General features: G+C 70.8%; 12 protein-coding genes. 5 read left to right on the top strand and 7 right to left on the bottom strand.

Annotation, left to right across the window (positions count from 1 at the left end):
- Positions 1 to 12 precede the first annotated feature (12 nt).
- Positions 13 to 183 (top strand): hypothetical protein, encoded by a 171-nt coding sequence (locus V6U89_RS09800; protein WP_334570458.1) that lies wholly within the window; start codon positions 13 to 15, stop codon positions 181 to 183.
- 72 nt (positions 184 to 255) lie between these two features.
- Positions 256 to 1,269 carry a radical SAM protein gene (locus V6U89_RS09795; protein ID WP_334570457.1) on the top strand — a complete coding sequence of 338 codons (1,014 nt, stop codon included), beginning with the start codon at positions 256 to 258 and terminating at the stop codon, positions 1,267 to 1,269.
- Positions 1,270 to 1,300: 31 nt separating this feature from the next.
- Here the strand turns inward: V6U89_RS09795 and V6U89_RS09790 are convergent, their stop codons facing one another.
- On the bottom strand, positions 1,301 to 1,753 hold the full coding sequence (locus V6U89_RS09790) for a DUF6098 family protein (protein ID WP_334570456.1): 453 nt from the start codon (positions 1,751 to 1,753) through the stop codon (positions 1,301 to 1,303).
- A gap of 322 nt (positions 1,754 to 2,075) precedes the next feature.
- On the opposite strand from V6U89_RS09790, the gene V6U89_RS09785 reads away from it, so the two are divergent.
- Entirely contained in the window at positions 2,076 to 3,362 is a 1,287-nt protein-coding gene (locus tag V6U89_RS09785) for an erythromycin esterase family protein (RefSeq protein WP_334570455.1), read from the top strand.
- A gap of 87 nt (positions 3,363 to 3,449) precedes the next feature.
- Here V6U89_RS09785 and V6U89_RS09780 read toward each other — a convergent pair whose 3' ends face one another.
- From V6U89_RS09780 to V6U89_RS09755, 6 genes are all read right to left on the bottom strand, one after another.
- Complete coding sequence (locus tag V6U89_RS09780; protein WP_334570454.1) at positions 3,450 to 4,166, bottom strand: hypothetical protein; 717 nt, start codon at positions 4,164 to 4,166, stop codon at positions 3,450 to 3,452.
- A gap of 184 nt (positions 4,167 to 4,350) precedes the next feature.
- Positions 4,351 to 5,508 carry a glycoside hydrolase family 26 protein gene (locus V6U89_RS09775; protein WP_334570453.1) on the bottom strand — a complete coding sequence of 386 codons (1,158 nt, stop codon included), beginning with the start codon at positions 5,506 to 5,508 and terminating at the stop codon, positions 4,351 to 4,353.
- 203 nt (positions 5,509 to 5,711) lie between these two features.
- Positions 5,712 to 6,869 (bottom strand): glycoside hydrolase family 26 protein, encoded by a 1,158-nt coding sequence (locus tag V6U89_RS09770; protein ID WP_334570452.1) that lies wholly within the window; start codon positions 6,867 to 6,869, stop codon positions 5,712 to 5,714.
- On the bottom strand, positions 6,857 to 8,590 hold the full coding sequence (locus tag V6U89_RS09765) for a glycosyltransferase family 2 protein (protein WP_334570451.1): 1,734 nt from the start codon (positions 8,588 to 8,590) through the stop codon (positions 6,857 to 6,859). The genes V6U89_RS09770 and V6U89_RS09765 overlap by 13 nt, the downstream gene beginning before the upstream one ends.
- A 286-nt stretch (positions 8,591 to 8,876) precedes the next feature.
- Positions 8,877 to 10,043, bottom strand: a complete 1,167-nt coding sequence (locus V6U89_RS09760; RefSeq protein ID WP_334570450.1) for a glycosyltransferase family 39 protein — start codon at positions 10,041 to 10,043, stop codon at positions 8,877 to 8,879.
- A gap of 303 nt (positions 10,044 to 10,346) precedes the next feature.
- The gene (locus V6U89_RS09755; protein WP_334570449.1) at positions 10,347 to 10,850 is read right to left on the bottom strand and encodes a MarR family winged helix-turn-helix transcriptional regulator; all 504 of its coding nucleotides are present in this window, start codon (positions 10,848 to 10,850) and stop codon (positions 10,347 to 10,349) included.
- A 112-nt stretch (positions 10,851 to 10,962) separates the two neighbouring features.
- Here V6U89_RS09755 and V6U89_RS09750 point away from each other — a divergent pair, with 112 nt between their 5' ends.
- A complete protein-coding gene (locus V6U89_RS09750) occupies positions 10,963 to 12,012 on the top strand; it encodes an LLM class flavin-dependent oxidoreductase (RefSeq protein WP_334570448.1) in 1,050 nt (349 codons plus the stop codon).
- Complete coding sequence (locus tag V6U89_RS09745; RefSeq protein WP_334570447.1) at positions 12,005 to 13,036, top strand: LLM class flavin-dependent oxidoreductase; 1,032 nt, start codon at positions 12,005 to 12,007, stop codon at positions 13,034 to 13,036. Before V6U89_RS09750 ends, V6U89_RS09745 begins: the two co-directional genes overlap by 8 nt.
- Positions 13,037 to 13,050 lie beyond the last annotated feature (14 nt).

The following is a 13,050-nucleotide window of genomic DNA, read 5'->3' as shown; positions in this document are numbered from 1 at the left end:
CAGGAGGGTGACGTGACGGATCCGGAGGAAGACCGGGAGAAGACCGGCAAGACCGACCGTGTGCTCTACTCCCCCGACGGGGATCCCCACCACACCTTGGCGCAGGCGCCCCAGCCCGACGAGCACCCTCCGGTGACCGTCACGCGCGACGACCGGACCGAGGTCGTCGACGACGAACAGTGACCGGCTGACGGCGTCGCCGGGGGCATCGGGGGCGGCGCGGTTTCATCCGGTGGCGTCCGGGCATCAGGTGACATGCCGGTTGACCTCGACGATCCGCCGCTGCCGCCGCACCTCCAGGTGGAGGTCACCTCGGCGTGCAACCTGCGGTGCGTCATGTGTCTGGTCCGGTACCGACCCCCGGTCAACAAGCTCGCCGGGGCCATGCGGCCGGAACTGTTCCACCGCCTGCTGGCCGAGGTACCCGCGCTGAACCGGATGACGCTGCAGGGGCTGGGCGAGCCGCTGCTGTCGCCGTACCTGATGGAGATGGTCCGGGCGGCGGTCGCTCGCCGGATCACCGTCGGGTTCAACACCAACGCCACCCTGCTCACCCGTGGCCGCGCCGAGGAACTCGTGGACAGCGGGGTCGACTGGCTGCACGTCTCCCTCGACGGGGCCGGCGCGGGCGCCTACGAGGCGGTCCGCGAGGGGGCCGACTTCGGCCGCGTCGTGGCGAACCTCGCCGGGCTGGTGCACGCCAAACGGGCCGCTGGCAGTGCCAACCCGTGGATCCGGGTGGTGTTCGTGGCGATGCGGGACAACGTCGGCGAGCTGCCGGACCTGGTGCGCCTGCTGGCCCGCATCGGGGTGGACGAGCTGCACGTGCAGAACCTCTCGCACAGCTTCTCCGACGCCGACCCCGCCGGCGGGTACGACGGCATCCGGCAGTTCACCGCGGACCAGGCACTGTGGACCGGCACGGACGCGGATCGCGTCGCGACCGCCTTCCACGCGGCGAGCGAGGCGGCGCGGGAGCACGGCGTGCGACTGCGCCTGCCGCGCCCCGGCGTTCCGGCCGACGCCGGCCCGCCCTCGGGCCGGGGCTGCTCCTGGCCCTGGGAGGCGGCCTACATCACCAGCACCGGCGTGGTGCAGCCGTGCTGCATGGTGATGGGCGACGACCGGATGTCCCTGGGCCGGTTGACCGAGAAGAGCTTCCCACAGATCTGGTACGGCGAGCGCTACCGCGAGTTCCGGCACCGCCTCCTCGGCGGCGAGCCGCCCGAGGTGTGCCGAGGTTGCTCGCTGTACCGGCGCGCCTTCTGACACCGCCCCCGCATCGAGGGTGGCTCGTCGGTCAGTCCGCGCGGTGCAGCGGACCCCACTCGTGCGACGCCTGCTCCTCCACCGCCCGGTGGGCCTGGCTGAGGGCCGCCTCGCTGACCCAGGCCAGCGGCCGCTGGCAGATCACCAGGGGTTCGTTGTCGGGCCCCCGGCCGATCTGCTCGCCCAGCAGCACCCACGGGCGTACGCCGGGCCCACGCAGGTCCCGCAGGTGACAGTAGTCGTACAGCCGGCGGGCGATCCACAGCCGCAGGGGCCGGTCACCCCACCACGACTCCACGGCGAGCGGGTTGGCGGACAGGCCCGGCAGCTCCGTGCCGGTCAGCGCGTCCCGGCTGGACTGGCTGGCCTGCCGTTCGTCGGTCAGGTCCGCCTGCGGTCCCCGGGACCACCGCACGTACAGCGACTCGTCCGCGGCTTTCTGCACCAGGGCGACGAGCTGATCCAGATCGTCGACGACCCACATGCCCGCTTCGTTGTGTGCCTTGCTCACCCCGTCCATGTGCCCTGCCGGCCCCCTGGCCATTCCTCCTGATTCCGGGCCTTTCGGGAATCGGACCGAGTCACCCGTACGCCTTCGGGCGGTCGGCACCTCCCCCGCCCGCCGACGACCGGATCCGGCGAACGACGGCAGCCGGAACGCATGCGCCGAGGCGGTGCGGGTAGGCACGGGTCGACGTGTCCGTGACGGCGGCGCGCCACCCGCGGTAACTGTGGGGGCGCCCGCCGGTACGGCCCGAGCGCCGGCCGGGGGCCACGGGCCGGATCCGAGGCGGCGGGAGTGCGCGATGGGACGCTACGACGACGAGGTGACCGGGCTCGCGGCGCCGCTGACCGACCCGGGCGACCTGGACGTGCTGCTGGACCGCGTCGGTGCCGCCCGGGTGGTGATGCTGGGCGAGGCGACCCACGGCACGCACGAGTTCTACACCTGGCGGGCCGCGATCACCCGGCGACTCATCGAGGAGAAGGGCTTCTCGTTCGTCGCCGTCGAGGGCGACTGGCCCGACTGTGACCGGGTCGACCGCAGCGTCCGGTGCCGCAGCGACGCGCCGGAGGACCCGCGGGCGGCCCTCGCGGCGTTCGAGCGGTGGCCGACCTGGATGTGGGCCAACGAGGAGGTCGTCGACTTCACCCGCTGGCTGCGGTCCCACAACGCCCAGTTGGACGAGACGGCACGGGTCGGCTTCCACGGCCTGGACGTCTACTCGCTGTGGGAGTCGCTGCACGAGATCCTCGTCTACCTGCGCGAGCACGACCCGGAACAGGTGCCGGCGGCGCTGGCCGCCTACCGCTGTTTCCAGCCGTACGACGAGGACCCCCAGCAGTATGCGCTGGCGACCCGGCTGGTGCCGAACAGCTGCGAGAACGAGGTCGTCGACCTGCTCGCCGCGCTGCGCGAGCGGGCCGCCACCGACGGCGAGGGACGCTTCGGGGCGTGGCAGAACGCCGAGGTGGTCGCCGGCGCCGAGCGCTACTACCGGGCGATGGTGCGGGGCGGCCGCGAGTCGTGGAACGTCCGTGACCGGCACATGGACGACACCCTCGACCGGCTGCTCAGGCACTACGGACCGGGTGCGAAGGCGGTCGTCTGGGCACACAACACCCACGTGGGTGACGCCCGGGCCACCGACATGGCCGACGCGGGCGAGGTCAACATCGGCCAGCTCGCCCGCGAGCGGCACGGCGCCGACCAGGTCGTCCTGGTCGGCTTCGCCACCCATCGGGGGACCGTGGTGGCCGGCGACGCCTGGGGCGCGCCGATGCGGGTGATGGCGATGCCGCCGGGCCGGCGGCACTCGCTGGAGGACGTGCTGCACGCCGCCGCGCCGCCGGAGGCGCTCTTCGTCTTTCCCCGGGACGGCCGTCCCGACCTGCTCACCGACGAGCTCGACCATCGGGCGGTCGGGGTGGTCTACCACCCGGAACAAGAGAGCTGGGGCAACTACGTCGCCACCGTGCTCGGCGACCGCTACGACGCCCTCTGCTGGGTCGACCAGTCCCAGGCCGTCCGGCCGCTGCACATCCGGCCCGCCAGCCTCGCCGAGCCCGAGAGCTACCCCTCGGGCGTCTGAGCACACCCGGCCAGCGGTTCGACCGGCCGCTGACGGGTAGGCGACGGCGACGGCCCCGACCGGGTCGGGGCTTCCGGCGGGGCGGGACTATCGGACGGCGACGGTGATCTTGTCGAAGTCGGGTGCCGGCGCGTCCGGGTTGAACATCGTCAGCGTGTTGGCCCCGGGTCGGAACGGCACCGTCACGACCATGGTGCCGACGCTGCTCCAGCCGCCCGTCCCCGGGAAGGTCAGCGTGATCGGAGCCGCGCCGTTCACGCTGATCCGCCCCACCCGGGGGGACTCGCCGTTGACGTACGCGATGGTCACGGTGGCCGACCCGCCGGTGCGGGCGGTCAGGCCGTTGAACCGCAGCGTTCCCATGTCGCGCCCGATGTTGCCCACCTTCTTCCCGCCGGAGCAGCCGGGACAGTCGTAGACCCTGATGTCGTCCAGGCCGTTCTCCGCCGACTCGGCCTCGTAGGACCGCACCACCATCGGTGCCGCCGGAGCGGCGGGCGGGCGGGTGGCCGGCGGCCGGGCGGTCGGAGGCGCCGTCGGGGGTCCCGTCGACGGCACGGCGGGTCGGCTCGCCACCGATCCGACGCGCACCTCCCCGCCGCGCTCAACGGGGGTGGCGGTGGTCGCGTCCGGCGTCGGGTAGGCCGGATCAAGGTCGGTCGCCGGGCCGGCCGGGCCGGGATGATCCGCCGCCGGCGATCCCCCGAGGCCCAGATCCACGTTCACCGCCGCCAGCGTCAGAACGATGATCAGGTAACCGACGCCCACCACCGCCAGCAGGCGGACCGGGCCGATCCGCCACATGCCGTGAGGACCGGATCCGTGACGTGGACTCACTCCCGAGGCTCCCCTCCGCGCGCCGAGTGGTGCGCCCGGCAGCGGGGGCGACCCGGAGCCGGGTGTGACAGGTGCCACAGGATTGTAGGGGGCCGATCAACTTCTGGCCCGCCGACAGGTGCGTCACGCGGGCAGCGTCCGGTCCGCGGGCCTACTCCTCGATTGTGGTACGCGGCAGCATGGCCGGCGACCAGTCGAAGTCGTACCGGGGGGCGGCGACCGCCCGGGCGAAGGCCTTGGCGGCGGCCGGAGAACTGACGATCCTCCAGTCCACCTCCTTGTTCGCCTCGAACCAGATCAGGCCGATGATGTCCCGGTGGCGGGGCAGCAACTGGAAGGTCTGCTTGATCCACTCGGCCTTGCGCCCATTACTCTCGGAGGCGGCGGTCTCGGTGATGACCAACGGCTTGTCGGTGAAGGTGCGGATCTCCTTGATCGTGTGGTTGAAGATCGCGTCGAAGGACCGGTACGTGGAGAGCGCCCCGGTGCCGTAGTAACCCGAGAGTCCGACCCAGTCGACGTAGTCGTCGCCCGGGTAGAGCGTGGAGAGTTTCGGGGTGGAGTCGTCCCACCTGACGTTCGGGCTCCACGTCCAGATGACGTTCGTGACCCCGGCCGCCTCGAACACGTCGTGGACATGACGCCAGGCCTTCACGAAGTCGCCCGGCCGGTTGCCGTTGACCGGCTCACACCAGGGGTACCAGTCGCCGTTCATCTCGTGGGCGAACCGGATGGCCACCGGGTAGTCGAGTGACTTGATGCCCCGAGCCCAGGACTGCAGGTACGTGTCGAAGCTCCCCCGGGCGATGCGGGACAGCCGGTAGTGGGGTTGGTCGGAGCGGATCCTGTCGATCTTGCGGGCGCTGAAGCCCTTCTTGCGGGACGCCTTGTCCAGCTCGTAGTCCCACGGTTCCCACGCCAGCATCGGCAGCATGCCGCGGCTGCTGATCCGGTCGAAAAGCGTCCGGTCGAATGTGTCGGACGCCCACCCCGAGCTGAAGAGCATCACCTGCGGCTCGCGCTTCGCGGCCGCCGTGAACATGTCCAGCGCGGTGAAGTCGTGCGGGCCCTTTTGTGTCATGACACCGATGAACGCCTTGCCGGCCGGCGGGAACAGTTCCGCAGCCGGTCGGGGCGGCGCGCTGGGTGTGGCTCCGGCCGCCGCCGCACCTGGCTCGGCCTTCGCAATCCGGCCGGACGGTCCGTCCTCCCCGCCCCCGGACATCGCGGTCGGTGCGATGGCGAACGCGTAGGTCAGCAGCAGCGCGCCGATCAGCACCATCAGGACCCGCGGAACGGTCAACCTCATCGTTGCAGAACCCCCTCAGCCGCCACCCGCAACCTCGGCGGGTGGCGTTCCTCGCTGTCGGCGCGAGCGACCGGCTCGGCCATGTCGTCAACCGCCGGCAGGTGCCGCTCGGCAGCTTCGCCCCCGGGCGCCCGGCACCGGGTCACCCGTCCTGCCGGTGCGGGTGTCGACATCGACCGGGGACGAGGCCGGGTACGGAACATCTAGTCCTCGAGTTTCATGCGCAGGAGCATGTCTGGCGACCAGGTGACCTGGTAGCGAGGGTCGGCGACCCCATTGGCGAAGGCTTTTGTCACGGCCGGTGAACTGACGATGCGCCAGTCCACCTCCTTGTTCACTTCGAACCAGATGACGCCGATGATGTCCTTGTAGCGCGGCAGCAGCCGGAATGTCTGCGTGATCCACTCGGCCTTGCGCCCGTAGGCGTCGGAGGCACCGGTCTCGGTGATGACCAGCGGTTTGCTGCTGAAGGCGCGGATCTCCTTGATGATCCTGTCGAAGATCACGTCGAAGGGCCGGTAGTCCGAGGTGAACACAGTGGTGTAGTAGCCGGAGATGCCCACCCAGTCGACGTAGGCATCGCCCGGGTAGAACGTGGAGAGTTTCGGGAGCGAATCGTCCCAGATGTTGTTCGGGCTCCACACCCACGTGACGTTGGTGGCGCCGGCAGCCCGGAACAGATCATGTACGTGGCGCCACGCCTTGACGTAGTCGCCCGGTCGGTTGCCGTTGACCAGCTCGCACCACGGGTACCAGTAGCCGTTCATCTCATGGGCGAACCGGATGGCCACCGGGTAGCCGAGCGACTTGATCCCTTCGGCCCAGGATCGCAGGTAGCTGTCGAAGTCCCCGCGCGCTATGTGGGACAACCGGTACTGGGTCTGCTCGTTCCGTAACCTGTCGACCTCGCGGGTCGGGAGCCCCTTCTTGATGGCCGCTTCGCCCAATCGGTAGTCCCACGGTTCCCAGCCCAGCATTGGCAGCATGCCGCGGTCTTTGATCCGGTCGAAGGGCGTCCGGTCGAATGCGTCGGATGCCCATCCGGAGCCGAAGAGCATGACCTGCGGCGGGCGCTTCGCGGCCGCCGTGAACATGTTCACGGCGGTGAAGTCGTGCGGGCCCTCCTGTGTCATGACACCGATGAACGTCTTACCAGCCGGAGGAAAGATTTTCCGGTCCGGTCCGAGCGACGAGCCTGGTTCGGCCGTCGCCACCGCGCTTGGTCCAGCCGCGGCAACCCGGTCGGACGGCGCCTCCTTTCGGCCCTCGGCCGTGGTCTTTGGCGCCACGGCGAAGGCGTAGGCCAGCAGCAGCGCGGCGATCAACACCATCATGACCCGCGGGATGGTCAGCTTGGCCATGACAAACCCCCGTTCGCCGGCACCCGCGACTTCGGCGGTTGGCGCTCCTCATTGCCGGCGCGCGCGGCTTGCTCGGCCGTGTCGTCGTGCTGCTTCCTGCGGGCCGTGATGTTCGACAGGAGCGCGATCAGCGGCGGACCGAGACCTGTCAGGAGGGTCAGGATCGGCCAAACGTGGAGCATGGTGAAGCTGGTGTCCAGTACGAAGCTCGCGCCGAGCAGGGCAGCGGCGAAAGCCGCCCAGCAGAAGTGCAGCCGGAAGGTGCCGAGCGACTCGGTGGTGCGCAGCTTCCCCTTGGCCGTCACCACGAACCCGAGCTTCCGCCGAAGCAGCGCACTCACACCGGCGGCCACGTAGATGGGACCGGCGAACAGCGCCAGCGCCATGCCGACCAGGCCGATCTCCTCCCGTTCGTGGGGAGCGATGTTGAAGCGGCGGAGCCAGAGCCACAGCAAAAACCAGGTGCCCATGCTCGAGCCCCACAGCGCCGACCACACGGTGACGTCGAGTTGGGCCGCGCCCACACCGGTGAGCAGGTACATGGCCGTGGCGAGATTGCCCAGCAACAGGCTGACGGCGACGCTCGGGTAGTAGAACTGCAGCAGGCGGTACTGCCAGCGGCGCCGTCCACGGAGTTCGCGCGGTGCGCGCAGCTCGGGGCGGATGAGGATCTCGCAGATGCCGGCCGCCCACCGCTTCTGCTGGTTGAAGTAGTCCGCCCACGACGTCGGGCCTTCCCCGATGGCCAGCACGTCCGGGGTGTAGACGCCCTTCCACCGGTTGCCGGTCCGCGGGTTGACGGCGGCGTGGACCCGGATACTGGTGAGATGGTCCTCGATGATCGAGTCCTGGTAGCCCCCGATGCTCCGCCAGGCCGCCGGTCGGTATAGGTGGCCGGTGCCGGTGAGCAGCGGCGCATCCAGCCCGTTCCCGCCCCGCGCGATGAGCCCGTTGTAGAGGTACTGCTGCACCGACGCGCCGTGCGCGACCCAGTTCTGGTGCATGTTGCCGTAGACCTGGGGCGTCACCACGAAGGCGACGTCCGGGTCGCGGAAGTATCCGAGAGTCCGTTCGAGGAAGCCCGGCAACGGCACGTGGTCCGGGTCGACGTTGGCCACCACGTCGTAGCAGTGCTCGTACTCCGCCCGCCAGGCGTTGTGGTTGCCCGACTTCGTCCGGGCCCGGAACTCGCCGCTCGGCTGGTTGTACTCCGGACGGCCCTTGCGGCTGAAGTGCCGCACCCCGAGCCGCGCGGCCATCTCCTTCACCGCCGGGTCGTTTCCCTCGTCGAGGATCCAGACGTCGACCTGGCCGCAGTACACGATCTGCGTCATCCTTCGCAGGGTCCGCTCGGCGACATCGATCGGCTCCTTGCTGGGCACGATCGTGGTGAGCAGCGCCACCCGCAGGCCGACCGGCGGATCGACCGGGATCGGATCCTTGGCGTGGTACGCGAAGACCCAGATCACCACGTTCTGCGCGAGGCGGATCAGCTCCACGCCGACGACCACGCAGAAGCCGATCCGGGCCGCCATCGTCTGCCAGCTCCCGATCCCGGTCACGCCCGGTCCCGGCACGTGCGCCGGGAGCAACAGCCAGCCGATGAACAGCACCCCGGCCGCGCTGTTGACGAGGACGAACAGGGTGAGGACCAGCCGTGACGCCGGCGAGACGGCGTGGCGGAACTCGACCGCCGCCTCCGGGTGTCGCGGCGCGACCAACGGGCCGGCCGTCGTCCCGCACGCCGCGTAGGCGCGACGCGCTCGGACGTTGCGCTGTCGACGGTCGGGGGGCTGCTCCGACGAGGCCCGGGGCGAGGTGGCGGCCGGAGCGCCGGCGGTGACCTCCCCCGCGACGTGAGACAGCCGGATATCGCTGGCGATCCCCACGTTGCCCCCAAAGGACTCTGCCCGACACAAACTCGACCGGAGCTGATGCTATTCGGGCAATCTGCCCAAAGAGTGCGTGTTGCTCAAATGGCCATGAGGCTTGTTCCGCCGGCCGTTCTCATTCTCCGTCGGAGGTCGGGCGAGCCCCGTGCGGCGTCTCGCCGTCGACGGGCCGGGTCCACAGTTGAATGATCCTCGTGATATCGCCGGTCACCTGCTCGAGTGCCTCCGGCGCCGGCCGGGCGAGTTGTGCCGGCGCACCGAGCACCGCGATCGCCACCAGGGCGACCGCACACCACCGGGCACGCACCCGGGCCAGGGCGACCGCGCCGAGCGTCGCCCACGCCGGAAGCGTGAAGAGCAGCACCTCCGGCCCCCAGATCGGCGTCGCCTGCGCGACGAGCAGCAACCCCAGCGGCGGCACCACCGCCCACGCGGTGTAGACGGCGGCGGAGCGCCGCAACGGAAGGCTGAACAGCGCCAACCCGAGCAGCACAAGCCCCAGGGCGGTGACACCGAACAGTTCCCGGGGGGTCGCGGCCAACACGTCCGGGGTCAGCTTCGATCCCCGCGCGATCGGCCCGCCGGGTGGCCCGCCGAACAGTCCCAGCGCGGCGGCCGCGGGTAGCGCAGCCAGGAGCGCCACCGCCGACCAGCGGCCGGCCACGCCGCGCCGGAAGGCGAGCACGGTCCAGCCGTGCCCGGCCAGCAACAGCAGCGCGAGACCGTGGGAGAGGCCCAGCAGCAGCACCGCGGCGCCGTAGCCGGCGAAGCGTCCGAACGTCGGCCGGTCGACGGCCAGCACGAGCAGGAACGTGGCGAGCACGGCGGCGAACACCGTCAGCGCGTACGGCTGGACCTCCTGCGCGTACCGGGTCGACGTCGGCAGCAGCGCGAAGATCACTCCGGCCAGCAGGCCGACCCGCGGCGTGAACAGCCGGGCCGCCAACAGCCCGACGAGGGCCGCCGCGGCGGTGACGGCGACCATCGACACCGCCCGCACCGCCGACCCCTGTGTGCCGAGGACCTCCGCCCACCAGCGCATCAGGGCTGAACCGGCGATGCCCCAGGCCCGGGCGTCGTCGGTGGGCGGGGCGGGCACGCCGGCCCGGACGAGACAGAGCGCGACCGTCAGCAGTGCCGGTACCAGCCAGGCGGCGACCCGCCACCGGACGGGGTCGGCCGCCGGCTGGGGGCCCACGTCGTGGCCTTCGCCCCAGGGGTCCTCGATGTCGACCTCCGCCGACGTCAGCCGGGGCAGGACTATGGTGTCCGCGTCCTTCATCGTGTCTCACGCATTTCTGTCGGAACCGGCGGTCGAAGCCGTGGCAGGGGCGACGCGAGGCCAGCGGTCCGGTGGCGTGGGCAGCACGCGGCGCAGGACCGGCCGGAGTCCTGGATCGGGTAGGAATGTCACCTGGAGCATAGGGAAGAGCGGCGGACACATGCCCCGTATCAGTCACAAGCACCGAATCGGGGACAACCACCGCTCAGCGGTCGGGAAGCCGATCGAGTCGCCCGGCTCCGCCGCAGGGTGCTCCGGTCCCAGCGTCGCCAGTGCCACGAGAGTCCGGGCTCACCGGATGTTTCACGGCGCCTGAGGGGTCTGGTGGCGCGTGTCGAGGTGCGCGCGCAGCGCCGCGGCGATCTCGCCCGCCGCGACGAGCTGATCCGGCGTGAGAGCGTCGACGAAGAGTGCGCGGATGGCGCGCAGGTGCGGAACGGTGGAGCGCCGGAACGCGTCGGCTCCGGCCGGCGTGAGCAGGACCTCCGCCCCACCCCGATCGGTTGCGCACTCCTGGCGGCGGATGAGCCCGCGCCGCTCCATCCGCCCCAGATGGTGGGAGAGCCGGCTGCGCTCCCACCCGATGTGGGCCGCGAGTTCGGAGGAGCGCAGCTGCTGTTCCTGCGCCTCGGTGAGAGCGAGCAGCACGGCGTAGTCGCCCGGGGAGAGGGAAGACTCGGCCTGGAGGCGGGACGCGAGCTGTGACCTGAGCGCTTCCGCCGTCTCGATGTAGTCGCGCCAGGCCCGCAGCTCCGCCGCGCTCGGGAGCTGACGTCCCTTCCGCCGGTCAGGTGTGGCTTTCGTCATCTCCCGCTCCTGGTTGACATGTCAATCCCGAGGTTAGCATGGTTGACGTGTCAATCGTCGAGGGCTTCCTGCGGCGAGATCGCCGCCGGGGAGCGAGCGTGAGGAGGAGACGATGACAGCGGAAGGCTTTGAACTGGGGCTCAACTCGTTCGGGGAGGTCGCCACCGACGGCGGCCGGGTCCTCAGCGACGCCGAGACGGTGCGGCTGCTCGTCGACGAGGCACGGCTCGCGGAGTCGGTCGGCCTCGACGTGTTCAGCGTGGGCGAGCACTACCGGGAGGGCCACAACGACTCGGCGACGCCGGTGCTGCTCGCGGCGATCGCGACGGCGACCGAGCGGATCCGCCTCGGGACCTCGGTGACGGTGCTCAGCACCAACGACCCGGTCCGGCTCTACCACGAGTTCGCGACCCTGGACGCGGTGTCGAACGGCCGGGCCCAACTGGTTCTCGGGCGGGCGTCGGCGACCGAGTCGTTTCCGCTGTTCGGCTACGACCTGGCCGACTACGAGCGCTTGTTCGAGGAGAAGCTCGACCTCTTCGTCCGGCTTCAGCGGGAAGAAGCGGTCACCTGGTCGGGCACCGTACGCAGTCCACTGGTCGCGCAGCGCCTGCATCCGCGGATGCCGGCGGGTGGCATCCCGACGTGGATCGGCGTCGGCGGGAGCCCGAACTCGGTGATCCGCGCCGCTCGCTACGGCCTTCCGCTCATGCACGCCATCATCGGCGGGCGCCCGCAGCGGTTCGCCGGCAACGTCGACCTGTACCTCCGGGCGCTCGAACAGTTCGGGCATCCGGTGCAGCCGATCGGGCAGCACTCCCTCGGCCTCGTCGCGGACACCGACGAGGAGGCCGTCGAGACCTGGTGGCCGTACTGGCAGCCGGTGGTGGCGCGGACCGCCGCGGAGCGCGGCTTCTACAAGCCGGACCGCAAGCGCTACGAGGCCGAGCTCGACCACGGCGCGCTCTTCGTCGGGTCACCCGAGACCGTCGCGCAGAAGATCGCCACCATGGCCCGTGACCTGCGGCTGAGCCGCTTCGACCTCAAGTACGACATCATGCACCTGCCCCGCGAGGCACGCGCGCGCACCATCGAACTGCTGGGCAGTGAGGTCGCGCCGCGGGTCCGGGAGCTGCTGGCGAAGGAGCCCACCCATGTCTGATCTCGAGTTCGGCCTCGACACCTTCGGCGACGTGCCGGAGGACGACTCCGGCAAGCTCATCTCCTACGCCGCGGCGATCCGCCAGGTCGTCGACGAGGCGGTGCTGGCGGACGAACTGGGGGTCGACGTCATCGCCCTCGGCGAGCACCACCGCCCGGAGTACTCGGTGTCCACGCCGGAGACCGTGCTGGCCGGGATCGCCACGCGTACCTCGCGGATCCGGCTCGCCTCCGGGGTGACCGTGCTGAGTTCGGACGACCCGGTCCGGGTGTTCCAGCGCTTCGCCACGGTGGACGCCCTGTCGCACGGCCGGGCCGAGGTCATCCTCGGACGCGGGTCGTTCACCGAGTCCTTCCCGCTGTTCGGCTACGACCTGCGCGACTACGACGTGCTCTTCGAGGAGAAGATCGAGCTGTTCGTGAAGCTGCTGGACGAGCAGCCGGTCACCTGGAGCGGCACCAAGCGGGCGCCGCTCGAGCGCGCCGACGTCTTCCCGAAGACCGAGTCGGGACGCCTCACCACCTGGGTGGGCGTCGGCGGCTCGCCGCAGTCGGTCGTGCGTACCGCCCGGTACGGCCTGCCGCTCATGCTCGCCATCATCGGCGGCGCTCCCGAGCGCTTCGCGCCCTACATCGACCTCTACCGCCGCGCCGCCGAGCAGCTGGGCACGACGGCACACCCGGTCGGGATGCACTCCCCCGGCTTCATCGCCGACACCGACGAGGAGGCGAAGGAGCTGTACTGGCCGTACTACCGGGTGATGCGGGACCGGATCGGCGCGCTGCGCGGCTGGCCGCCGATCCGCCGCGCGGAGTTCGACGCCGAGGTGGAGCACGGTTCCCTCTACATCGGCTCCCCGGCGACCGTCGCCCGCCGGGTGGCCCGCGCCATCCGCAGTCTCGGCGTCGGCCGGTTCGACCTCATCTACACCGCCGGAGCGCAGCCGGTGAGCGCCCGGATGCGCGCGGTGGAGCTGTACGGCACCAAGGTGATCCCCATGGTCCGGGACATCCTGGCCAGTTGATCACAGACGCCCGA

It is taken from the genome of Micromonospora sp. CPCC 206171, from assembly GCF_036906755.1.
Classification (GTDB): Bacteria; Actinomycetota; Actinomycetes; order Mycobacteriales; family Micromonosporaceae; genus Micromonospora; species Micromonospora purpureochromogenes.
Note: the sequence above shows the minus strand (reverse complement) of the source record. Positions and strands in the feature narration are given on the sequence as shown.